Source organism: Bacteroides sp. ET336 (assembly GCF_024733815.1).
Classification (GTDB): Bacteria; Bacteroidota; Bacteroidia; order Bacteroidales; family Bacteroidaceae; genus Phocaeicola; species Phocaeicola cellulolyticus.
Genome location: NZ_JANRHK010000006.1, coordinates 88,318 through 112,154, shown reverse-complemented (window position 1 = coordinate 112,154; position 23,837 = coordinate 88,318). Strand labels below are relative to the sequence as shown.

At 39.5% G+C, this 23,837-nt stretch carries 20 protein-coding genes; 19 read left to right on the top strand and 1 reads right to left on the bottom strand.

The window, feature by feature from the left end; genetic code table 11:
• Window positions 1-15: 15 nt before the first annotated feature.
• The 19 genes from lptB (at window position 16) to folE (ending at window position 21,661) form a co-directional block, all read left to right on the top strand.
• Window positions 16-771, top strand: a complete 756-nt coding sequence (lptB, locus tag NW213_RS08020; protein ID WP_154044198.1) for an LPS export ABC transporter ATP-binding protein — start codon at window positions 16-18, stop codon at window positions 769-771.
• A gap of 141 nt (window positions 772-912) precedes the next feature.
• Window positions 913-2,259: a trigger factor gene (gene tig / locus NW213_RS08015; protein ID WP_154044161.1), complete on the top strand. Its 1,347-nt coding sequence runs from the start codon at window positions 913-915 to the stop codon at window positions 2,257-2,259.
• Window positions 2,260-2,416: 157 nt separating this feature from the next.
• On the top strand, window positions 2,417-3,088 hold the full coding sequence (gene clpP, locus NW213_RS08010) for an ATP-dependent Clp endopeptidase proteolytic subunit ClpP (RefSeq protein ID WP_154044162.1): 672 nt from the start codon (window positions 2,417-2,419) through the stop codon (window positions 3,086-3,088).
• A gap of 51 nt (window positions 3,089-3,139) precedes the next feature.
• On the top strand, window positions 3,140-4,390 hold the full coding sequence (gene clpX / locus NW213_RS08005) for an ATP-dependent Clp protease ATP-binding subunit ClpX (RefSeq protein ID WP_204392983.1): 1,251 nt from the start codon (window positions 3,140-3,142) through the stop codon (window positions 4,388-4,390).
• Window positions 4,391-4,523: 133 nt separating this feature from the next.
• The gene (gene recQ / locus NW213_RS08000; protein WP_154044164.1) at window positions 4,524-6,707 is read left to right on the top strand and encodes a DNA helicase RecQ; all 2,184 of its coding nucleotides are present in this window, start codon (window positions 4,524-4,526) and stop codon (window positions 6,705-6,707) included.
• Window positions 6,708-6,864: 157 nt separating this feature from the next.
• Window positions 6,865-8,340: an IMP dehydrogenase gene (gene guaB / locus NW213_RS07995; RefSeq protein ID WP_154044165.1), complete on the top strand. Its 1,476-nt coding sequence runs from the start codon at window positions 6,865-6,867 to the stop codon at window positions 8,338-8,340.
• Between the two features lie 80 nt (window positions 8,341-8,420).
• Entirely contained in the window at window positions 8,421-9,602 is a 1,182-nt protein-coding gene (locus tag NW213_RS07990; RefSeq protein ID WP_154044166.1) for a hypothetical protein, read from the top strand.
• 36 nt (window positions 9,603-9,638) lie between these two features.
• Window positions 9,639-10,505 (top strand): peptidyl-prolyl cis-trans isomerase, encoded by an 867-nt coding sequence (locus tag NW213_RS07985; protein ID WP_154044167.1) that lies wholly within the window; start codon window positions 9,639-9,641, stop codon window positions 10,503-10,505.
• The gene (locus NW213_RS07980; protein WP_154044168.1) at window positions 10,498-11,871 is read left to right on the top strand and encodes a peptidylprolyl isomerase; all 1,374 of its coding nucleotides are present in this window, start codon (window positions 10,498-10,500) and stop codon (window positions 11,869-11,871) included. The genes NW213_RS07985 and NW213_RS07980 overlap by 8 nt, the downstream gene beginning before the upstream one ends.
• 29 nt (window positions 11,872-11,900) lie before the next feature.
• Complete coding sequence (locus NW213_RS07975) at window positions 11,901-13,568, top strand: OstA-like protein (protein ID WP_154044169.1); 1,668 nt, start codon at window positions 11,901-11,903, stop codon at window positions 13,566-13,568.
• A gap of 8 nt (window positions 13,569-13,576) precedes the next feature.
• Window positions 13,577-13,873 (top strand): hypothetical protein, encoded by a 297-nt coding sequence (locus NW213_RS07970; RefSeq protein WP_258322422.1) that lies wholly within the window; start codon window positions 13,577-13,579, stop codon window positions 13,871-13,873.
• A 24-nt stretch (window positions 13,874-13,897) separates the two neighbouring features.
• Window positions 13,898-15,790 carry a DNA mismatch repair endonuclease MutL gene (gene mutL, locus NW213_RS07965; RefSeq protein ID WP_258322421.1) on the top strand — a complete coding sequence of 631 codons (1,893 nt, stop codon included), beginning with the start codon at window positions 13,898-13,900 and terminating at the stop codon, window positions 15,788-15,790.
• A 152-nt stretch (window positions 15,791-15,942) separates the two neighbouring features.
• Complete coding sequence (locus NW213_RS07960; RefSeq protein ID WP_204392998.1) at window positions 15,943-16,569, top strand: DUF3256 family protein; 627 nt, start codon at window positions 15,943-15,945, stop codon at window positions 16,567-16,569.
• A 233-nt stretch (window positions 16,570-16,802) separates the two neighbouring features.
• Window positions 16,803-17,711, top strand: a complete 909-nt coding sequence (locus NW213_RS07955; RefSeq protein WP_204393000.1) for a peptidoglycan DD-metalloendopeptidase family protein — start codon at window positions 16,803-16,805, stop codon at window positions 17,709-17,711.
• Window positions 17,712-17,848: 137 nt separating this feature from the next.
• Window positions 17,849-18,391 carry a DUF1599 domain-containing protein gene (locus NW213_RS07950; RefSeq protein WP_154044174.1) on the top strand — a complete coding sequence of 181 codons (543 nt, stop codon included), beginning with the start codon at window positions 17,849-17,851 and terminating at the stop codon, window positions 18,389-18,391.
• Entirely contained in the window at window positions 18,381-19,703 is a 1,323-nt protein-coding gene (locus tag NW213_RS07945; RefSeq protein ID WP_258322420.1) for a BT_3928 family protein, read from the top strand. Before NW213_RS07950 ends, NW213_RS07945 begins: the two co-directional genes overlap by 11 nt.
• Window positions 19,704-19,744: 41 nt before the next feature.
• Window positions 19,745-20,500: a triose-phosphate isomerase gene (tpiA, locus tag NW213_RS07940; protein WP_154044176.1), complete on the top strand. Its 756-nt coding sequence runs from the start codon at window positions 19,745-19,747 to the stop codon at window positions 20,498-20,500.
• Between the two features lie 93 nt (window positions 20,501-20,593).
• The gene (locus NW213_RS07935; protein WP_375338126.1) at window positions 20,594-21,055 is read left to right on the top strand and encodes an SPOR domain-containing protein; all 462 of its coding nucleotides are present in this window, start codon (window positions 20,594-20,596) and stop codon (window positions 21,053-21,055) included.
• 27 nt (window positions 21,056-21,082) lie between these two features.
• Window positions 21,083-21,661 carry a GTP cyclohydrolase I FolE gene (gene folE, locus NW213_RS07930; protein WP_154044199.1) on the top strand — a complete coding sequence of 193 codons (579 nt, stop codon included), beginning with the start codon at window positions 21,083-21,085 and terminating at the stop codon, window positions 21,659-21,661.
• On the opposite strand, the gene dnaG is transcribed toward folE, so the two are convergent.
• Entirely contained in the window at window positions 21,658-23,823 is a 2,166-nt protein-coding gene (dnaG, locus tag NW213_RS07925; RefSeq protein WP_258322419.1) for a DNA primase, read from the bottom strand. The two genes, folE and dnaG, sit on opposite strands and share 4 nt — an antisense overlap.
• Between the last annotated feature and the right edge of the window lie 14 nt (window positions 23,824-23,837).

Sequence of the window (23,837 nt, the reverse complement as noted above, 5' to 3'; positions counted from 1 at the left end):
GATTATAATGAATGTATGGTGCTTCGTACGGAGAATCTTGTCAAGAAATATGGTAAACGAACCGTTGTTAACGATGTTTCCATCAATGTCAAACAGGGAGAAATCGTAGGACTTTTAGGACCTAACGGTGCCGGAAAAACCACTTCATTCTATATGACAACCGGACTTATAGTTCCAAATGAGGGACATATATTCTTGAATGATGAAGATATTACATCATATCCGGTTTACAAGCGTGCACAAAAGGGTATTGGCTATTTGGCACAAGAGGCTTCTGTGTTCAGAAAAATGAGCGTTGAAGATAATATTGCTTCTGTTCTTGAGCTTACAAACAAAAGTCCGGAATATCAAAAGGAAAAACTGGAAAGCCTTATAGCTGAGTTCAGATTGCAGAAAGTGAGAAAAAACTTGGGTGACCAGCTTTCGGGTGGTGAGCGTAGAAGAACGGAAATAGCAAGATGTCTGGCTATTGACCCTAAATTCATTATGCTTGACGAGCCTTTTGCGGGAGTTGACCCTATTGCAGTTGAAGATATTCAGCATATTGTCTGGAAGCTTAAAGACAAGAATATAGGAATTCTGATTACCGACCACAATGTGCAGGAAACATTGAGCATTACGGACAGGGCATATCTGCTGTTTGAAGGTAGAATCCTTTTTCAGGGAACTCCGGAGGAGTTGGCAGAAAACAAAATTGTGCGTGAGAAGTATTTGAGCAATAGTTTCGTGTTGAGAAAAAAAGACTTCCAGATACAGCCTGAACGTGATTGATGAAATCGTGTGAAGACCTGTTTGAAATTTTTTTTGTCCTGACTTTTTGGTAGTTGCAAGATTAAACACTATTTTTGCACACCCCAAAAAGTTTATACTTTTGAAAATAAGAATAAATAATTAATATAAAACAATTAAGAAATGAATATTTCATTACAGAATGTAAGCAACGTAAGTGCTGTGCTTACTGCGCAAATCGAAAAAGCTGATTATCAGGAAAAAGTTGAAAAAGCGTTGAAGACACTTCGTCAGAGAGTAAATATGCCTGGATTCCGTAAAGGTATGGTTCCGATGGGTCTTATCAAGAAACAGTATGGTGTTTCTGTACTTCTTGAAGAAGTTGACAAGCTGTTGCAGGAAAAAGTTGGTGAATATATCCGCGAAAACAAAGTGAACATGTTGGGTACTCCACTTCCAAAGGAAAACAACGCTAACTTCGAAACAGACGAAAACTTCGAATTCTCTTTCGATATTGCTTTGGCTCCTGAATTCTCTATAGAATTGTCAAACAATGATACTGTTGACTACTATGATATCGATGTAACTGACGAAATGGTAGAACAGCAGGTTAATATGTACAGACAGCGTACAGCTAAATATGACAAGGTTGAAGACTATCAGGAAAAGGATATGCTGAAAGGTCTTTTGGCTGAGCTTGATGAAAACGGAAATACAAAAGAAGGCGGTGTTCAGGTAGAAGGTGCAGTTATGATGCCTACATACATGAAGAACGACGACCAGAAAGCTATCTTCAACGGTGCTAAGGTAAACACTGTATTGGTGTTCAATCCTTCTGTAGCTTTCGATAACAACGAAGCAGAACTTGCTTCTCTTCTGAAAGTTAAGAAAGAAGAAGTTGCTAACTACAAAGGTAACTTCAGCTTCCAGATTGAAGAAATCACTCGTATGATTCCGGGTGAATTGAATCAGGAATTGTTCGACCAGGTTCTTGGCGAAGGCAAGGCTTCAAACGAAGAAGAATTCCGTGCTCAGGTTAAGGAAAGCATCTCTACTCAGTTCGTTGCTGACAGCGACTATAAGTTCCTTATCGACTTGCGCGCTTACACTATGGGTAAGGTTGGTAAATTGGAATTTGCTGACGATTTGATGAAACGTATCATGCTTGACAACAACAAGGAAAAAGGTGAAGAATACGTAAACGAAAACTACGAAAAGAGCCTTGAAGAACTTACTTGGCACTTGATCAAGGAAAAACTTGTTGAAGCTAACGGTATCAAGATTGAACAGTCTGATATTCAGGATATGGCTAAGGAAGCTACTCGTGCTCAGTTCGCTCAGTACGGTATGATCAATGTTCCTGAAGAATTGCTTGAAAACTACTCTAAAGAAATGCTTAAGAAACGCGAAAGCGTTGAAGCTCTTGTAAACAGAGCAATTGAATCTAAGCTTGCTGCAGCTGTTAAGGGTCAGGTAACATTGAACCACAAAGCTGTATCTGTAGAAGATTTCAACAAAATGTTTCAGTAATATAATTCCAGGCTGAAGTTAATTGCTGAGGCTTATTATAATGGAAGAGGCTTTTAACCGAGGCTTTTCTGGTTGGTGCAAGCTCTAGTCCTGTACTCGGAAAAGAAATGGCTAAAAGTCTCTTTCTGTATTTTTAAAAGATAAAAAAATATAACTTATGGATGATTTCAGAAAATATGCAACCAAGCATTTGGGAATGAGCAGCATGGTGCTTGATGATGTTATAAAGTCACAGGCTGGTTATCTTAATCCTTATATCCTTGAAGAAAGACAACTGAACGTTACTCAGCTTGACGTGTTCTCTCGTTTGATGATGGACCGTATCATCTTCTTGGGAACAGAAATCAATGATTACACAGCCAATACATTGCAGGCTCAGTTGCTGTATCTTGACTCTATAGACTCAGGAAGGGATATTTCCATATATATAAACTCACCGGGCGGATCTGTATATGCCGGTTTGGGAATATATGATACAATGCAGTTTATCAGCAGTGATGTGGCTACTTTCTGTACAGGTCTTGCTGCTTCAATGGCTGCTGTGTTGCTTGTGGCTGGTCAGGAAGGCAAACGTTCTGCATTGACACACTCACGAGTGATGATACACCAGCCTCTGGGTGGCGCACAAGGTCAGGCTTCGGATATAGAAATTACAGCGCGCGAAATATTGAAGCTCAAGAAAGAGTTATATACTATCGTGGCTGAACATTCGCATACTGATTTTGACAAGGTGTGGGCGGATTCGGACAGAGACTACTGGATGACTGCACAGGAAGCGAAGGAATATGGTATAATTGATGAAGTTATGTCTCGCAAGCCTTCTTTGTAATTTAAAAACTTGCAAACTCAAAAAGAACTAAAGAACTAAAATTTATAGTCATTGGAAAATTCAAAAACAACTAGAAATAGGAACAAATGCAGCTTTTGCGGACGTTCGGAAAATGAAGTAGGTTTTCTGATTACCGGAGTGAATGGCTGTATTTGTGATTCGTGTGTGGAACAGGCTCACGAAATTGTCAAGGAAGCCAATATGCATTCCCATGCAGGGAAAAACGGCAATCTGAAATTGGATGAATTGCCAAAGCCTGCAGAAATAAAGGAATTCCTTGATCAGTATGTTATTGGTCAGGATGATGCAAAAAGATATTTATCAGTGGCTGTTTATAATCATTATAAACGTTTGCTCCAGGTATCGGACAATAATGATGTGGAGATAGAAAAATCCAACATAATTATGGTCGGAAGTACCGGTACGGGTAAAACTCTGTTGGCACGAACTATAGCTAAACTGTTGAAAGTTCCGTTTACGATTGTTGATGCTACTGTCTTGACAGAAGCCGGTTATGTAGGTGAGGATATTGAAAGTCTTCTTACAAGACTTCTTCAGGTAGCGGATTACAATGTGGAAGAAGCTGAACGAGGCATCGTCTTTATTGATGAAATAGATAAGATAGCCCGTAAAGGAGATAATCCTTCAATAACAAGAGACGTCAGTGGAGAAGGAGTACAGCAGGGATTACTTAAATTGTTGGAAGGTTCTATAGTGAATGTTCCTCCTCAAGGTGGAAGAAAACATCCTGAGCAGAAAATGATTCCGGTAAACACAAAGAATATACTGTTTATATGCGGTGGCGCATTCGAAGGTATAGAACGTAAAATAGCGCAAAGACTTAATACGAATGTAGTAGGATATAATTCGGTAAAAGAGTCTGTGAAGATTGACAGGAATAATATGATGCAGTATATTGCTCCTCAGGACTTGAGATCATTTGGATTGATTCCGGAAATAATCGGACGACTTCCTATACTGACTTATCTGAATCCGCTTGACAGAACAGCTTTGCGTAATATTCTGACAGAGCCTAAGAATTCTATTATCAAACAATATATCAAACTTCTTGAAATGGATGGAGTGAAACTTGTTTTCGAACCTGAAGTTCTTGACTATATTGTGGATAAGGCGGTAGAATATAAATTAGGCGCTAGAGGACTGAGGTCTATCGTTGAAACTATAATGATAGATGTCATGTATAATGTGCCTTCTAGCAATGTAAGCGACTTTGTGGTGACGCTTGATTATGCAAAAGAACAAATGGGAAAGACTAATCTGTCCCGCTTGCAGTCTGTTTAAATTATAAATGAAAAAAATACATCTTCAGATGATTTTTTTCACGTTTTATTTGCGTAATATTGAAAGTTGTTTATAACTTTGTTACATAAGAACTTTTCAGAATATCGTTGAATCATTTAATTCATAGGAAGCAATGGCGGAAAAAATCAATTTAGCGGAACAATTGAAGAGGTATTTCGGTTTTGATACTTTCAAAGGAAATCAGGAGGCTATCATAAGAAGTCTTCTTGACGGTCATGATACTTTTGTATTAATGCCTACTGGAGGTGGAAAGTCGTTGTGCTACCAATTACCTTCCTTGCTTATGGAAGGTACGGCTATTGTAATTTCGCCGCTTATTGCGCTTATGAAGAATCAGGTGGATGCTATGCGTAACTTTAGTGAAGAAGATGGAGTTGCGCATTTCATCAACTCGTCACTGTCAAAGTCGGCTATAGATCAGGTTAAGGCTGATATCTCGTCAGGTAAAACAAAATTGCTGTATGTTGCGCCGGAATCTCTTACCAAAGAAGAGAATGTGGATTTTCTGAAACATGTGAAAATCTCATTTTATGCAATTGATGAGGCGCATTGTATATCTGAATGGGGACATGACTTCAGACCTGAGTACAGAAGGATACGACCTATCATAAATGAGATAGGAAAGGCTCCTGTTATAGCTTTGACGGCTACTGCCACACCTAAGGTAAAAATGGATATCCAGAAGAACTTGGGAATGACTGATGCTGCCGAGTTCAAGTCTTCATTTAATCGTCCTAATTTGTATTATGAGGTTCGTCCGAAGACAAATAATATTGATAAGGATATAATAAAATTTATAAAGCAGAATCCTGAGAAATCAGGTATCATATACTGCTTGAGTAGAAAAAAAGTTGAAGAGTTGGCTGAAATACTTGTAGCAAATGGCATTAAGGCGAGACCATATCATGCCGGAATGGATGCAGCTACAAGAAATATAAATCAGGATGATTTCCTGAAGGAAAATATAGATGTCATAGTTGCTACTATCGCATTTGGAATGGGTATTGATAAACCGGATGTAAGATATGTTTTGCATTATGATATTCCTAAAAGTCTTGAAGGATATTATCAGGAAACAGGACGTGCGGGACGAGATGGTGGTGAAGGACAATGTATAGCATTCTACTCGAACAAGGATTTACAGAAACTGGAAAAGTTCATGCAGGGTAAACCTGTGTCTGAACAGGAAATAGGCAAACAGCTTCTTTTGGAGACTGCTGCATATGCGGAATCTTCAGTATGTAGAAGGAAGATTCTGATGCACTATTTCGGTGAGGAATATACGGAAGATAATTGTGGTAATTGTGATAACTGTTTAAATCCTAAGAAACAAGTGGAGGCTCAGGAATTATTGTGTGCAGTGATTGAAACAATCGTTGCTGTTAAAGAAAATTTCAAACAAGATTATATTATTGATGTGTTATTGGGTAAAGAAACATCAGAAGTGTTGGCTCATAAACATGATGAACTGGAAGTGTTCGGTTCAGGAATGGGTGAAGAGGAGCGCCTCTGGAATTCTGTAATACGTCAGGCACTTATTGCCGGATATCTGGCAAAAGATGTAGAGAATTATGGATTGCTTAAAGTTACTCCAAGCGGACATAAGTTCTTGAAGAACCCGAAATCATTCAAGATAGTTGAAGATACAGACTTTGATGAAGATGAAGTTGAAGAAACCCCGATGAGAGGTGGAGCTTCGTGTGCTGTGGATCCTGTATTGTATTCTATGCTTAAGGATTTGCGTAAGAAAATGTCGAAGAAACTTGATGTTCCTCCTTACGTAATATTCCAGGATCCTTCTCTGGAGGCAATGGCTACTATATATCCGATTACCCTTGAAGAGTTGCAGAATATTCCGGGCGTCGGAGCCGGTAAGGCAAAACGTTATGGTCAGGAATTCTGTGATCTGATAAAGACTCATTGCGAGGAGAACGAAATAGACAGACCTGAAGATTTAAGGGTGCGTACTGTAGCCAACAAATCTAAACTGAAGGTCTCTATCATTCAGAGTATAGACAGAAAAGTAGCTTTGGACGATATTGCTGTTGCAAAGGGTATAGATTTCCAGGAATTGCTTGATGAAGTTGAGGCTATAGTATATTCCGGTACTAAGCTTAATATTGATTATTTCCTTGATGAAATTATGGACGAAGACCATATGTTGGATATCTATGATTATTTTAAGGAATCGGAAACAGATAAAATAGAAGATGCCATGGATGAACTTGGTGATGACTATACAGAGGAAGAAATCAGACTAGTCAGAATTAAGTTTATTTCAGAAATGGCAAATTAATTGATATTTTGATGTAAACAACTAGCTTCGCCGGTTTGTAGCCTTGGCGAAGCATTTTTTTTGTCATAAAAATATGTTAATATAATTGTCTGCTCTTATATAATTCGTATAAAAATCGTATATTTGCACGCAATAATAATCAAAAGCATAAAGCCCTATGTCATTTATTGCAGATAAAGTTGTTATGGATGGATTGACTTACGATGACGTTTTGTTGATCCCTGCCTATTCTGAAGTATTACCTAAAACAGTCGAACTTACGACTAAGTTCTCAAGAAACATCGAGTTGAAAATTCCTTTCGTAACTGCCGCTATGGATACAGTTACAGAATCTCAGATGGCTATTGCTATTGCCAGAGAAGGAGGTATCGGTGTAATCCACAAAAATATGTCTATTGCCGAACAGGCTCGTCAGGTTGCAACAGTGAAACGTGCTGAAAACGGTATGATTTCAAATCCTGTTACTATAAATAGGGATGCAAAGGTGATCGACGCCTTGAATATCATGGCTGAATACAAAATCGGTGGTATTCCTGTTGTGGACAACGAGAATTATCTTGTAGGTATCGTTACTAACCGTGACCTTCGTTTCGAAAAGGACATGGAAAAGAAGATACAGGAAGTGATGACTTCTGAAAATATCATCACAACAAAACAGTCAACAGATATGGAGACAGCAGCTCAGATCCTTCAGGAAAATAAGATTGAAAAGCTTCCTGTAGTTGATGAGAATGGTAAGTTGATAGGCCTTATAACTTATAAGGATATAACTAAAGCAAAAGACAAACCGATGGCTTGCAAGGATGCACAGGGACGTTTGCGTGTAGCTGCAGGTGTAGGTGTTACAGCTGATACATTGGAACGTATGGAGGCATTGGTGAATGCCGGAGCAGATGCAATTGTTATTGATACAGCACACGGACATTCAAAATATGTAATAGATAAGCTTAAAGAAGCAAAGAAGCGTTTCCCTAATGTAGATATCGTAGTTGGTAATGTGGCAACAGGTGCTGCTGCAAAAGCATTGGTAGAAGCTGGTGCAGATGCTGTTAAAGTAGGTATCGGTCCTGGTTCAATATGTACTACACGTGTGGTAGCCGGTGTTGGTGTACCTCAGTTGACTGCTGTATATGATGTGGCTAAAGCTTTGGAAGGTACAGGTGTGCCTTTGATTGCTGACGGTGGATTGCGTTACTCTGGTGATGTGGTTAAAGCATTGGCTGCCGGTGGATACAGTGTAATGATAGGTTCGCTTGTTGCAGGTACAGAAGAAGCTCCTGGTGATACAATCATATTCAACGGACGTAAATTCAAGTCATATCGTGGTATGGGTTCTTTGGAAGCTATGGAAAATGGTTCTAAAGACCGTTATTTCCAGAGTTCTACTACTGATGTTAAGAAACTTGTTCCGGAAGGTATCGCAGCACGTGTTCCTTATAAAGGTACACTTTACGAAGTTATCTATCAGTTGACTGGTGGTTTGCGTGCCGGTATGGGATATTGTGGAGCACACAACATTATGGAACTTCATAACGCCAAGTTTACACGTATTACAAATGCTGGTGTATTGGAAAGTCATCCACATGATGTGGCTATTACAAGTGAAGCTCCTAACTACAGCCGTCCTCAATAATATCATTTAGAATATTAGTGTTGGCATGGATTATATATAATGCGTTTACGCTTATGTATGGTCCATGCTATTTTTTTATCATGAGAAGATTATTTGTATTATGTTTTATGTTTATATGGTGCTGTCTCGGACTGTATCCGTATAATCAGTCCGACAAAGTCATATTGAAAATAAATGGTGATGAAATCCTTTTGTCGGAATATGAACAGTATTATAGAAACATATCAAAAATATCAGATTGTTCTGTAGAGGATTATTTTTATTATTTCCTTCAGTTTAAGTTGAAAGTATATGAGGCCAAGAGTAGAGGTATAGACGAAGAGTCCGGTTTTAAGAAGGAATTTGGGCTTTTAAGTAATGAATTGTCGGGAATAGATGATCTTAATGAAAAACAGCAAAGTGGCAATGCTGTTATTCAGGTGATTACTTATAAGCTACGTCAGAATGAAGTGTCTGATAAGGCATTTGCTTTTATGCAGGATGTGTATTCTAAGATTATATCCGGCGAACAGACAGAACGTATTCTTGCCAGAGATGCAGACTCAAGATTAGAGCAATGTGTATATCATGATACAAGGTTTTTGCTGAATGAAGTAAAAGATGCCATGAGTGGCATTTCTGTAGGAGGATGTTCAAAGCCTTTTATCTCTCCGGAAGGAGTTAATATAGTAAGATTGCTTCATGATGAAAGTGATGCTCATTCTGTTTTGAAAATGGCTTATGAAACGTTGCTTGCAGCAGAACTTGATAAGAAGGATGATTTGTTAACTTCTAAAGCATCGAAAAAAGATTTGGAGGAATTCTTCAAACGGAACAGGGGTAAATACAGATGGGAGTTTCCGCATTACAAAGGAGCTGTAATTCATTGTAAAAGCAAAAAGGCAGGTTCTAAAATAAGACGTAAGTTGAAAAAGTTGCCTATGGAGTTATGGAATGATAAACTGAATGAATTGATACGTGAAAATAAAGTTTATGATTCTGTAATTGAAGTCGGTCTTTTTGAAATCGGCGAAAATGAATACATAGATAAATTGGCCTTTAAATGCGGAGAATATAAAGAAATGAATGAGTTTCCATATACTTTTATTCTTGGAAAGAAGCTTGACTATATGGCTGATAATTATCATGATGTATATGATGTGTTGATTCAGGATTATAAACAGGAATGCGAGACGCTTTATTTTCAGGATTTGGAACGTAAATTTAGGGTAGAAAAGTATATAGACGTTTTAAAAACAGTTAATTGTGATGGAAGTAATTGATTTATACAGTATCTTCGTTCACTGATTTATTGAAAAATGTACTACAGATATCTTTTTTGTATTATAACGGCTTTTGTATTGCTTGCTTCCGGGTGTACCGAGACAGTTGACCATAAAGGTAAGACACCACTTGTTCAGGTGGGTGATAATTATCTTTATATGGAAGATGTCATGGCGGTAACACCTCCTGGAATATCTGAAAAGGATAGTGCCGAGATGGCTGACAGATATATCAAAAACTGGATTGATGATATGTTGCTTTATGCAAAAGCTGAGGGTAATATACCTGATGATGCCGGAATAAATGAATTGGTCAATTCGTATCGTAGGGAGTTGATAACTCATACATATATAGAGCAGATTGTAAGTCAGGAAGTTGAAAGCCTAATTCCTGATAGTGAGGTTGAAGAGTACTACAATGAAAATAAGGATGCCTTTCTGGCTGTTGAGCCATACATAAAAGGTCTTTATATAAAAGTACCGAAAACTGCTTCAGGGATTTCTCAAGTAAGGCAGTGGTATAAGGACGGTTCTGAACGCTCAGTTGACAAGATAGAAAAATACGGTTTGCGTAATGCTGTTGATTATGAGTATTTTTATGACAGGTGGAGATCTGTGAATGACTTTTTTCTTAGATTGCCGACTGATGCTGACAAAGAAAAAAACAATATTGGAAAGAATAAGAATATAGAGTTAAGTGATTCTGCATTCTATTATTTCCTTCATATAGAAGATTACCTTGGAAAGGGTGAAATTTTGCCTTTGGAATATGCAGGGAAAGATATTAGAGAAATAATTATGAATAATAAAAGGGTGGAGTTTATAACAAAAATGAAGAAAGATTTGTATGACGAAGCCTGTGATAATAATGATATAAAATATTTTAATGCCTCAAATGAATAAATTAAGTGTAATTCGATTTGGTTTTTTCCTACTATTATCTTTTGTGGGATTGACAGTAAATGCCCAGGACAATGTTATTGACGAAGTCGTTTGGGTGGTTGGCGATGAAGCTATTCTGAAATCTGATGTTGAGAATGAAAGGTTGAATGCCCAATATGAGGGACGACGTTTTGACGGAGATCCATATTGTGTCATTCCGGAAGAACTGGCTGTGCAGAAACTGTTTTTGCATCAGGCAGAGATTGACAGTATAGAAGTTTCAGAGCAGGAAGTTATACAGAAGGTAGAGCAGCAGACTGCATGGCTTATCGATCAGATAGGTTCAAAGGAAAAAATGGAGGAATATTATAATAAGACATCTACTCAAATACGCGAAATGTTGAGAGAAAATATCCGTAACGGACTTATTGTGCAGCAGATGCAACGTGAGCTTGTAGGGGATATTAAACTGACACCGGCAGAGGTGAGAAATTATTTCAAGAATTTGCCTTCTGACAGTATTCCTAGTATTCCTACTCAGGTTGAGGTGCAGATTATAGTACGCGAACCGAAGATTAAAGAGGAGGAAATAGAAAGAGTAAAGAAAAAACTTCGTGATTTCACTGAACAGATATACAAGGGAGAATCTTCATTTTCTGTATTGGCTATGTATTATTCCGAAGACCCGGGTTCTGCACGCCGTGGAGGTGAATACGGATTTACAGGAAGAGGTGAGCTGACACCGGAATTTGCGAATGTAATATTCAATATGACAGATCCGAAGAAGATTTCAAAAGTGTTTGAAACAGAGTATGGATACCACATAGCACAGCTGATTGAAAAAAGAGGTGATAGAGTAAGTTATCGTCATATACTTATGAAGCCTAAAGTTGATGAACAGGAAATAGAAGAGGCGCTCAACAAGCTTGATACCTTGGCTAATGATATACGAAAAGGAAAAGTGACATTCGATGAGGCTGCCACATGGGTATCTCAGGACAAGGATACAAAGAATAATCATGGATTGTTGGCCAATCCTCAAACAGGAACTTCTCGCTTCGAAATGCAGCATCTTGCCGGACTGGTATCTCAGGAAGTTGCAAAGGTAGTTGAAGGTATGCAGATAGGTGAAATATCAAAGCCATTTACGATGATTAACTCGAAAGGTAAGGAGGTGTGTGCCATCGTTAAGCTGAAAAACAGAATTGATGCACACAAGGCTACCATTACTGAAGATTATCAACGCCTGAAGAGTATGGTGACAGCAAAACGCAGTGAAGAGAAAATTCAGGAATGGATTGTTGAAAAACAGAAAAATACATACGTTCGAATTAATCCTAATTGGAGAAAATGTGATTTTAAATATCCGGGATGGATCAAGGAATGATAATTTACATTATTGCCTAAATAGACAGAATGTTTGATATAAAGAAAAAAATAATGTTATTTGGCGGGCAGAGAGTACTGTTGTTATGTACTCTCTGCCTGTTGGGCTTTTGCCTGACGGCTGCCAATATGCAGGACGGCAGGACACAGACTCAGCCGAAACAGAAAAGTAAGGTGTATTTGTTGCGTGCCGACAAACTGAAAAAAGACGCTCTGCATCCAGACGCGCAAATAGTGGTTGGAAACGTAGTCTTCCGTCATGACAGTGTGTATATGTATTGCGACAGTGCATATTATTATGACAAGATAAATTCATTCGAGGCATTCAGCAATGTACGTATGGAACAGGGGGATACTTTGTTCCTATATGGTGACAGATTGTATTATGACGGGCTGACCCAAATTGCGCAGATGCGAATGAACGTAAGAATGGAAAACAGAACAACGACATTGCTTACCGATAGCTTGAACTATGACAGAATATTCAATCTCGGATATTTCTTCGATGGTGGAACAATGATGGACGACCAGAATGTACTGACTTCCGAATGGGGAGAATATAGTCCTTCTACCAAAATGTCTGTTTTCTATTACAATGTGAAACTGGAAAACCCACAGTTTACAATGCTGTCCGACACGTTGAAATACAGTACATTGACAAAGGTGGCAAATATTGTTGGTCCTTCTGATATTTACAGCGACAACAATTATATTTATTCCGAGTCGGGATATTATGATACACAGACCGGTAAAGCAGACCTGTATCAGCGCTCGGTGTTGACAAGCGACAGCAAGCAACTGACGGGAGATTCATTGTTCTATGACAGAAACACAGGTATTGGCGAGGCTTTCTCAAACATAGTAATGACAGATACTCTAAACAAGAACATGATGCTGGGGGACTATGGTTATTACAATGAGAAACTGAAAAGTGCTTTCGTTACGAAGAATGCAGTAGCGATAGATTACTCTCAGGGAGACAGTCTTTTCCTACATGCTGATACCCTCAGTATGAATACTTTCCATCTTGACACAGACTCTATGTATAGGGAGGTAAAGGCATACCATAAGGTAAGGTTTTACAGAACAGATGTCCAGGGAGTAGCAGACTCACTGGTGTTCTCGTCGAAAGATTCATGTCTTATCATGTATAAAGATCCTGTCCTATGGAATGAAAACCAGCAACTTTTGGGCGAACAGATAAATATATACATGAACGACAGTACCATAGACTGGGCACATATCATCAATCAGGCTCTTTCTGTGGAACAGATACCTGTAGATACTACATTGTTCAATCAGATTTCCGGAAAGGAAATCAAGGCGTATTTTGAAGACGGACTTATGGAAAAAGTAGAGGTGATAGGTTCTGTCCGGTTAGTGTATTATCCAATGGACTCCGACAGTCTTCTTATAGGAATGAACGTGTCTGAAACCAGCCAGCTGGATATCTATCTTGAAAACCAGCAATTGGAACGCATGGTGATGAGTCCTAAGTCGAATGGTACTCTATATCCTATGTCTCAGATACCTTTGGAGAAAAGTCACCTTGATAATTTCGTATGGTTTGACTATATTCGTCCTTTGAATAAGAAGGATATATTCAACTGGCGTGGCAAGAAACTTGAAGATCAGCTGAAGAAGAATGTTCGCGGACCGATAGAGTTGCCTAACCAGCATTTGTTTAACGATAAATAGATAATATTATGGGAATGTTTACAATGAGAAAACCGAGAGCGTATCACCATGAGTATATCTATGTGGATGAGCGTAAGGAAAAGCTGCAGAATATAGAGGAAACTGCAAAACGTGAGCTTGGCATGTTGCCTCCTAAGGAGTTTTCTCCTGAAGATATCAGAGGAAAATTTGTTGAAGGTACAAAATATCTGAAACGTCGTAAGGAGAGTGGCAGAAAACCGCTCAGTTATGCAACATTGTTTGTGGCAATTGTGTTATTGCTTTATATCCTGCATTATCTTGTAACAGGTAGCTTTACTTTTTGATTAAATAAAGGAGAAACATAATTTATGAGCGATATAATCCGTTTGTTGCCCGACTCTGTAGCCAATCAGATTGCAGCGGGTGAAGTTATCCAGAGGCCGGCTTCGGTGATAAAGGAACTGGTTGAGAATGCCATTGATGCCGGAGCAGGACATATTGATGTATCTGTGACAGATGCCGGAAAGACATGCATCCAGGTGATAGACAATGGTAAAGGAATGTCGGAAACAGACGCGCGTCTGGCTTTCGAACGCCATGCCACTTCAAAGATACGCGAGGCTTCGGATTTGTTTGCTCTACGGACTATGGGCTTCCGCGGAGAGGCGCTGGCATCTATTGCTGCAGTAGCCGAGGTTGAGTTGCGTACAAGGCAGCACGGTGAGGAGCTGGGTACATCTATTTTGATTTCCGGCTCCAAAGTGGAAAAGCAAGAACCAGTGGCATGCCCTGAAGGAAGTAATTTCATAGTGCGAAATTTGTTTTTTAATGTTCCTGCAAGAAGAAAATTCCTCAAATCAAATCAGACTGAACTGAGTAACATAATATCGGAATTCGAAAGAATAGCTCTCGTAAATCCGGAAGTATCGTTCACATTCCATCATAATGGAACGGAAATTCTGAACCTGCCTGCCATACAGCTTAGACAGCGCATAATGGGAGTGTTCGGCAAGAAATTGAACCAGGATCTGTTGTCGCTGGATATCGATACTACTATGGTAAACATTCACGGTTTTATAGGTAAGCCCGAAACGGCCAGAAAGAAAGGTGCACGTCAGTTCTTCTTTGTGAATGGCAGATATATGCGTCATCCTTATTTCCATAAGGCTGTGGCAGATGCATACGAGCATCTTATTCCGGTAGGTGAACAAGTGTCTTATTTTATATATTTTGATGTGGATCCTGCCAATATAGATGTCAATATCCATCCTACCAAGACCGAAATAAAGTTTGAGAATGAACAAGCCATCTGGCAGATATTATCTGCGGCTGTAAAGGAAACATTAGGCAGATTTAATGCCGTACCTTCGATAGATTTTGATACCGAGGGTATGCCTGATATTCCAGCCATTGATATGGCCGGTTCAATAGGAAGTGAACTTCCGCCTACTTCGTATGACCCTTCATATAATCCGTTCAACCAATCGTCTTCTATTGTTCCCCCGTCGTCTTATTCTTCAGCAAGCAAGAAAAAGACAGAATGGGAGCCATTCTATCAAGGATTGGAGAGACAGACACGTATTGTGGAGGAAGATGTGAGTCCTTTCTCGGAAGAAAACGTTTTCTCGGGAAAATTTCATGAGGATGCAGAAGAGGCTACCATATATGATGAGCATCCGGATGCTGTCATTACGGAAAAAGCTGCGCAGCATTATCAGTACAAAGGAACATATATTCTTACTTCGGTGAAATCCGGACTTATGATTATTGACCAGCATAGGGCACACGTAAGGATACTGTATGACAAGTATATGGATCAGATACAGAAACACGTAGGATTGTCACAGCGTATGCTGTTTCCGGACATGATTCATTTTTCACCTTCCGAAGTTCCTGTACTGGAAGAAATTATGGATGATTTGACATCATTGGGATTTGAACTCAGTCCGCTTGGTGGAGGAACATATTCCATTAATGGTGTACCTGCCGATATTGAGGGACTCAATCCTGAACAGCTGATAACTAATATTGTTCATTCGGCAATAGAGAAAGGCTGTAAGGTGAAAGAAGAGGTTCAAAGCATGATTGCACTTTCAATGGCACGTGCTTCTGCCATTGTTGCTGGTCAGGTGCTTTCCAACGATGAAATGAATGCTTTGGTTGACGGGCTGTTCTCTGCTCCGGCACCAAATTATACACCAGACGGAAAGACTGTTCTTGCACTTATGAATGATGATGATATAGAGAAACTTTTCCGTTGAAAGCATATATCCTGCTGCTGACAGCTGTGAGCAGAGCTTCTGACAATTGTCGGTAGCATTGCCGACCTTGGTCTGCACCACTGCCGACAATTGTCGGTACCAGAATATATCAAGGAGTTTCGATGTTTATTAAATGCTTTTAAAATATAAATATGAGATTAATTCTATTGTTTTCTATACTTTTAAGCCTTTCGGCTAATGCACAAAATATAAACTCAGTATTCGTTTCAATGCCTGACTCACTTTCTCCGCTACTGACTAAGGTAAACCGTCAGGACTTTGCCGATTTCCTGTCATCGGGAATGAAGGCTGTAGTAAAGAACAGATTCGGAGGTCAATCGGAAATGCTTAAGCTTACGGACGATTATCTGAAGCTTAAAACCACAGAGGCATCATCAGAGGAAATGAAACTGTTGCCATTAAACGATTCGGTAAATGTGGTTTGTGTGGTAAAAACATACAACGGACCAGCAGAAGACAGTCAGGTATATTTCTATTCTACCGACTGGAAAGAATTGCCGTTGCATAACTTTATTTCTCTTCCGGGACATGAGGATTTCTATAAATCTTCTAATGACAGTGTAAGCACAGTTTCAAGAGAAGATTTCGCCAATGAAATGTATATAATGAAAGCTGAATTGTCAGACAAGGACAATAGTATTGTATTCAAGTGTAATACTCTTGAAGCTATGGGCAAGGAAAGTGCCGATATCATGAAGCCATATACAGTGGATTCATTAAAATTCAATTGGAATGCCGGAAAGTATGTAAAGGAATAGTAACATCTATATTTGCTCAAAATATGTTACTCAACATATAATACTTGTTTTTACGTATATAGTGTATGAAAATACGTAAAAAATGCTTAATCTGACTTGCCTCGCTCCACAAAAAAACTTATCTTTACAAGGATTTTTTGAAAACCTTTTTAGTTTTGAGTTGTTAGGTATAAGGGATAATATGTATAAAACGTGTATTTCTTATACTCATATATAAAAATATTAACTGTAAAATGCTTATTAAAATTCTTAGAACATTATCGGTCGCAGCTTTTGCTTTGGTGTCTGTAAATACTTCGGCACAGGACTTGTTGGCCAAGCAGGCACCCATAGATAGGAAGCTAAAGTCTGTTGACTCACTAGCTTTGGTACGTCAGATTGAAACAGAACAAGCCTTCTACCCGGCTTATTCGCTTTATCCGGAATGGAGCAATGAAAGGGTTCATGCCTACGGAAACAAAGTGACTGTACCGGATACTTTCAGAATAGATTTAACAGGCTTCTGTATGCCTACACCACATACAAAGATTACTTCGAAGTGTGGCCCCAGATGGAGACGTATGCACAACGGACTTGACATAAAGGTATATATCGGCGATACAATACGTGCGGCGTTCAGCGGTAGAGTAAGAATCGTGAGATATGAACGTTCTGGTTATGGTAAGTATGTGGTAATTCGCCATGATAACGGACTTGAAACAATCTATGGTCACCTTTCGAAGCAGCTAGTCAAGGAAGACCAGTTCGTAAAGGCTGGCGAGGTAATAGGTCTGGGGGGGAATACAGGACGTTCAACAGGTTCGCATCTTCATTTCGAAACAAGATTGCTCGGTCAGGTAATCAATCCTGAGTTCCTTTTCGATTTTCCAAAACAGGATATTGTGGCAGACAGCTATCTATTCATAAAGGGAGCCAATATGTATAATTATCAGCGTACAAGAGCGTTGGCTGCACTAAAGAACGGTGACATGAAGAAGGTTACAGCAGCCGCTAACTCCATACGTTATCATAAAATTAAAAGTGGTGACACTTTGGGCTCAATATCAAGAAAATATCATATCTCAATTGACAAGCTGTGTAGCATGAACGGTATAAAACGTAATACAGTTCTTAGAATCGGACAGGTGTTGCGTTGTTCATAATTCTGTATAATACTTTAATATAGAATCTTATTTGACGTTTATATGATTAAAAAAGGTGGAATGCAAAAGCATTTCCACCTTTTTTATTATGTGTTTATACGAAAAATAAGTAACTTTGCCACATATTCAATTGGTTTATGAAAGATACTAAACAACAGTTTGAACACGTTATAGAAATATGTCGTAGCCTTTACGAAAAGAAATTGCATGATTATGGCGCAGCGTGGCGCATCATGCGTCCGTCTTCGGTAACAGACCAGATATTCATAAAGGCTAACCGCATCCGCAGTATAGAAGTGAAGGGTGTTGCCCTTATCGACGAAGGTATCCGTTCGGAATTCATAGCAATAGTAAATTATGGTATAATAGGACTTATCCAGTTGGAACTGGGTTTTGCCGAGACTAACGATATGAGCATAGAGCGTGCGCTTGAGATGTATGACAAATACGCAAAGAAAGCATTGGAGCTTATGTTGGCAAAAAACCATGATTACGATGAGGCTTGGCGCAGTATGCGTATATCGTCATATACGGACTTGATTCTTATGAAGATATACAGAACCAAACAGATAGAAGAACTTGGTGGTGAGACATTGGTTTCGGAAGGAGTGGATGCCAACTACATGGATATGATTAACTATTCGGTGTTCGGATTAATAAAACTTGAGTTTGGAGAATAAGTATATACATAGGGCTGTTTATGTAGGCGTAAATATATGTCGCTTCCTCTTGGCTATAGTATTCCTGTTTTCGGGATTCATTAAAGCCAATGATCCGATGGGAACAGTCTATAAAGTAGAGGACTATTTTGAAGCTTTCTGGCTGGCCGGATGGATTTACGGTTTTGTACCTTATCTTATAGCCTGGATAATGGCTATAGTGGAATTTACTTTAGGTTCTTACCTCCTGTTTGGGATACGACGTAAATTGGCTTCAATATCCTGTCTGCTTTTTATGCTTGTAATGACTCCTCTTACGTTGTGGCTTGCTGTTTCCAATCCTATTTCAGATTGCGGATGTTTCGGTGATGCCGTTCATTTGTCAAATTGGGATACTTTTTGGAAGAATGTAGTCCTTCTTCTGGCGTCAGTATTTGTCTTTGTGCGTAACAGGAGTGTATTCAAGTTAGTGACTGACAAGATGGATTGGCTTGTAGCCATGTACAGTACTGTCTTTATATTTCTGTTCACATATTTCACCCTTAATCATTTGCCGGTATTTGACTTTCGTCCGTATCATATAGGGGCTGACATCAAGGCAGGAATGGAGATACCTGAGGGGGTGAAACTTCCTGTTTATGAAACCATATTTACATATCAGAAAGATGGTGTGAAGAAGGATTTTACTATAGATAATTTCCCGACCGATACCACATGGACATTTGTAGAGTCGCAGACTGTACTGAAAGAAAAAGGCTATGAACCGCCAATCAAGGATTTTGTTGTGATATCGAATGACGATGGCGCTGATATAACTGAAGAAATTCTGAATAGTAACTATGTCTTTCTTCTGGTTTCGCCATGGCTTGAAAAGGCTGATGACAGTTCAATGGATCTGATAAACGAAGTGTATGATTATTCGTTGGATAATGGATATAAGTTCTATTGTGTAACTGCATCATCGGATGAAGCTATATCAAGATGGCAGGATTATACTGGAGCGGAATATCCGTTTGCTACAATGGACGAGATAACGCTGAAAACCATTATTCGTTCCAATCCGGGTATGATATTGTTGAAAGACGGTGTGGTGATAAGAAAATGGAGTAATTTCTCTTTGCCTGACGAATATCAGCTGTCTGGGCCTTTGGAGGAACTTCCTATAGGACAACTTGACGATAATACATTCTGGACAAAGGTTACAGAAATGTTGGTTTGGTTCTTCGGACCGTTGATATTGTTCATAATCATAGATTTGATATGGTTGAACATACACAGAAAGAAAAAGTTTGTTCCTGCTCCAAATAAAGGAGTAAATGAAAAGAAAGATTGATTATAACCTTTTATATTTAACTATTTAATTATTTCAACAAGATGAGAAAAAACATTGTAGCAGGTAACTGGAAAATGAACAAGAACCTGCAAGAAGGTATTGCTTTGGCAAAAGAATTGAATGAAGTTTTGACTGCTGACAAGCCAAACTGCGACGTGATAATCTGTACTCCGTTCATCCACTTGGCTTCTGTAACTCCTATCGTTGACAGCTCAATCATCGGTGTAGGTGCAGAAAACTGTGCAGACAAAGTTTCAGGTGCATATACAGGTGAAGTTTCTGCAGAAATGGTAGCTTCTACAGGTGCTCAGTACGTAATCCTTGGTCACTCTGAACGTCGTGCTTACTATCACGAAACAGTAGAAATCCTTGAAGAAAAAGTTAAACTTGCTTTGGCTAACAACTTGAAGCCAATCTTCTGTATCGGTGAAGTTCTTGAAGAACGCGAAGCTAACAAGCAGAATGAAGTAGTTGAAGCTCAGCTTGCTTCTGTATTCTCTTTGTCAGCTGAAGATTTCGGTAAAGTAATCTTGGCTTACGAACCAGTTTGGGCTATCGGTACAGGTAAGACTGCTACTCCAGAGCAGGCTCAGGAAATCCACGCTCACATCCGTTCATTGGTTGCTGCTAAATACGGTAAGGAAGTTGCTGAAAACACTTCTATCCTTTACGGTGGTAGCTGCAAGCCTTCTAACGCTAAGGAATTGTTCGCTAATCCTGATGTTGACGGTGGTCTTATCGGTGGAGCTGCTTTGAAAGCTGCTGACTTCAAGGGTATCATCGACGCATTCAAATAATTTATTGCAGACACAGGTCTGTAGTTTAAATAATATGGCAGTATTCCGGAAGTTATGTCCGGAATACTGTCTTTAAAAATTCAATCAACCGGTATGATGAAATATTTTTTATCTTTAGTCTTTACTGTCTCATCGGGAATTGCCGTGGCACAGAGTAATATAGTGGAAAGTTTGCAGACAAACGTTCCCGGTCAAGGTAAGGTGACTGTACATCAGGATGCCCAGATAACCGATATGATAGGCAAACGTTTTGTCAGGACTGGCTCTTCTGAAGCGCAGAGAGTTATAAAAACACGCGGATATCGTGTACAGGTCTATGCAGGCAATAATTCCCGTCAGGCCAGAGATGAGGCTAACATTGTGGCAGAGAAGGTTAAGGAAAAGTTTCCAGATATGCCGGTATATACATTTTTCCAACCGCCTCGCTGGTTATGCAGAGTGGGCGACTATAAAAGTATAGAAGAGGCCCATGTAGCAATGAGACTGCTGAAAGCTGAAGGAAGTTTTAAGGAAGTGGCAATAGTGCGTGAACAGATAAATATTCCTATAGAATAATATATACAGATGATGATGACAACCGATATGATAAACTGGCCTGAAGAGAAGGTTCAGAAATTGATGGGGCATTACAGGGAGATATTGTCATTGCTTGGAGAAGATCCTGAGCGTGAAGGACTTCTGAAAACACCGGAACGTGTTGCAAAAGCAATGTTGACTCTTACAAGAGGATATGAAATGGATCCGAAAGCAGTGCTTAATGCTGCAAAATTCCAGGAAGAATACAGTCAGATGGTCATCGTGAAGGACATAGATTTCTTCTCTTTATGCGAACATCACATGCTTCCTTTCTATGGTAAGGCTCATGTAGCTTATATCCCTAACGGATACATAACAGGATTAAGCAAGATAGCACGAGTGGTGGATATCTTCTCGCATCGTTTGCAGGTGCAGGAACGAATGACTCTGCAGATTAAGGAGTGTATTCAGGAAACATTGAATCCGCTTGGAGTGATGGTTGTTGTAGAAGCCAAACACATGTGTATGCAGATGCGTGGTGTAGAGAAGCAGAATTCAATAACCACTACATCCGATTTTACAGGAGCTTTTAATCAGGCAAAGACTCGTGAGGAATTCATGAATCTTATCAGAAACAACCATTAATAGAGACTGGTGGTACGATCGCCTGCATCTTTCAGAATCATGTTCTGTGTTTCAGTCAAATCCTTGAAATGTGCCATTATCTCTGCGCATTTCTCCGGATTGGAAGCTACGGCAGGATCGTTCAGTGCTTGAAGGGTATGTTTCATCTCTTCCTTTAAAATAGAAATCTTAAAATCCAGCAGCAGGCGGGGAACTAGTTCGTAGAGACGTTCTTCGTCTGTTATTATTTTCTGGCCTTTAGAATGATAATTGCTAAGCTGGTACCTGTCGCTCGACATGTCGGCAGCAACCTTGCTTATCTGCGGATCCGGATTTGACAGAAAATATCTCTCTGCCACAAAGTTTTCATTGTGTACGTTCTCTTCCGCTTCCTTAAGTATCTTTCTGTGTATAGGATTGTGGAACTGTATGTCGTCAACTTTCAGATTGTATGCAATATATTCAGTTACGGTGAATGGCTGTTCGTTGCCTTCTTCGTCTTCTACACAGCACACTACTTTCTCTCCATATCTGATAATCATTTTCACAAGACTTTCTTCCTGCTTGTAGAAAACCTTGTTCTCATTTCCCTGTGCAGGGATGTATGATGAATATGTGTCAACCGGTGATATCTCTTCCGGCATTAATTCTGGAGGGGGTATATTTCCTTCAGGTGGAAGAACGGGAGTTTCGTTTCTATCAATAGTAGGATTACTCACAGGTGGAACAATATCTGCAGTATTGTTACTATTGGCATTACTGTCTGAAGCTATTTTCTCTTCTTTTTGCGTAGTGGAGATTGCCTGCTGCCTTCTGTTGTATTCCTCTCTCTGTCTCTTTCTTTCTTCTTCCTTTTCCTTACTTTCTGCTGCCTGTTCAATAAGTTTGGCTGTAGCTTCAACCAGGATTTTTTCATCCATTTTAAGCAGCTGGCTGCACTCTCTGATATATACAGAACGGACTATGCTGTCGGGAATGACCGATATACTTTTTACTATGCTTGAAATCAGTTCAGCCCTTTTGATAGGATCTTTGCCTGCCTCTTCCATAAGCAGGTTGGTTTTGAAGCGTATAAAGTCAACTTCATTGTTATTGATGTATGCCTGATATTCCGTAGCATTATGTTTTCTGGCGAAGCTGTCAGGGTCCTCACCGTCTGGAAGCAGACATACCTTTATATTCATACCTTCTTCCAAAAGCATGTCAATACCGCGGATACTGGCTTTTATACCTGCACCGTCGCCATCGTATAACACTGTGATGTTGTTCGTAAATCTGTGTATCAGTCTTATCTGATCTGATGTAAGTGCTGTTCCTGATGATGCCACTACGTTCTCAATACCGCTCTGATGCATTGAGATAACGTCTGTGTAGCCTTCCACAAGGAAGCATCTGTCCTGGCGGATTATTGACTGTTTGGCAAAGTATATTCCGTACAACTCCTTGCTCTTATGATAGATTTCGGATTCAGGAGAGTTGACGTACTTCATCTGTACGTTTTTTGTTGCAGCGCTGAGTACACGTCCTCCGAATGCAACAACTTTTCCGGTGATGTTGTGAACCGGGAAAATCACACGTCCCCAGAAGCGGTCGCGTATGGTTTTTCCGTCGTCCTTCATGTAGCACAGTCCGGTTTTGAGTAACAATTCTTGCTTGTATCCTTTCTGTACTGCTGCTTTAGCCAATGCATCTTTTGACTCAGTACAATATCCAAGCTGGAATTTCTTGATAATATCGTCACGGAATCCTCTCTGGCGGAAATAAGTCATACCAATGCTTTGTCCGTCAATGTTGTTGTATAAAATGTCCTGAAAATATTCTGCTGCAAACTGGTTGACAAGGAAAAGACTTTCTCTCAGACTTTGAGACTGCTTTTCCTCCTTTGTAAGCTCTCTTTCCTTTATTTCTATATTATACTTCTTTGCAAGCCATTTCAGAGCCTCATAGTACGACAGTTGTTCGTGTTCCATTATGAAATGTACTGCGTTTCCACCTTTTCCGCAGCTGAAGCATTTGCATACTCCCTTGCTTGGAGAAACGCTGAACGATGGAGTCTTTTCATTATGGAAAGGGCACAAACCTACGTAGTTGACTCCACGCTTGCGCAGAGTAACGAAGTCGGAAACAACATCAACTATTTGTGCTGCATCAAGAATTCTGTCTATGGTGGCCTGATCTATCATACTGGCTGCAAAAG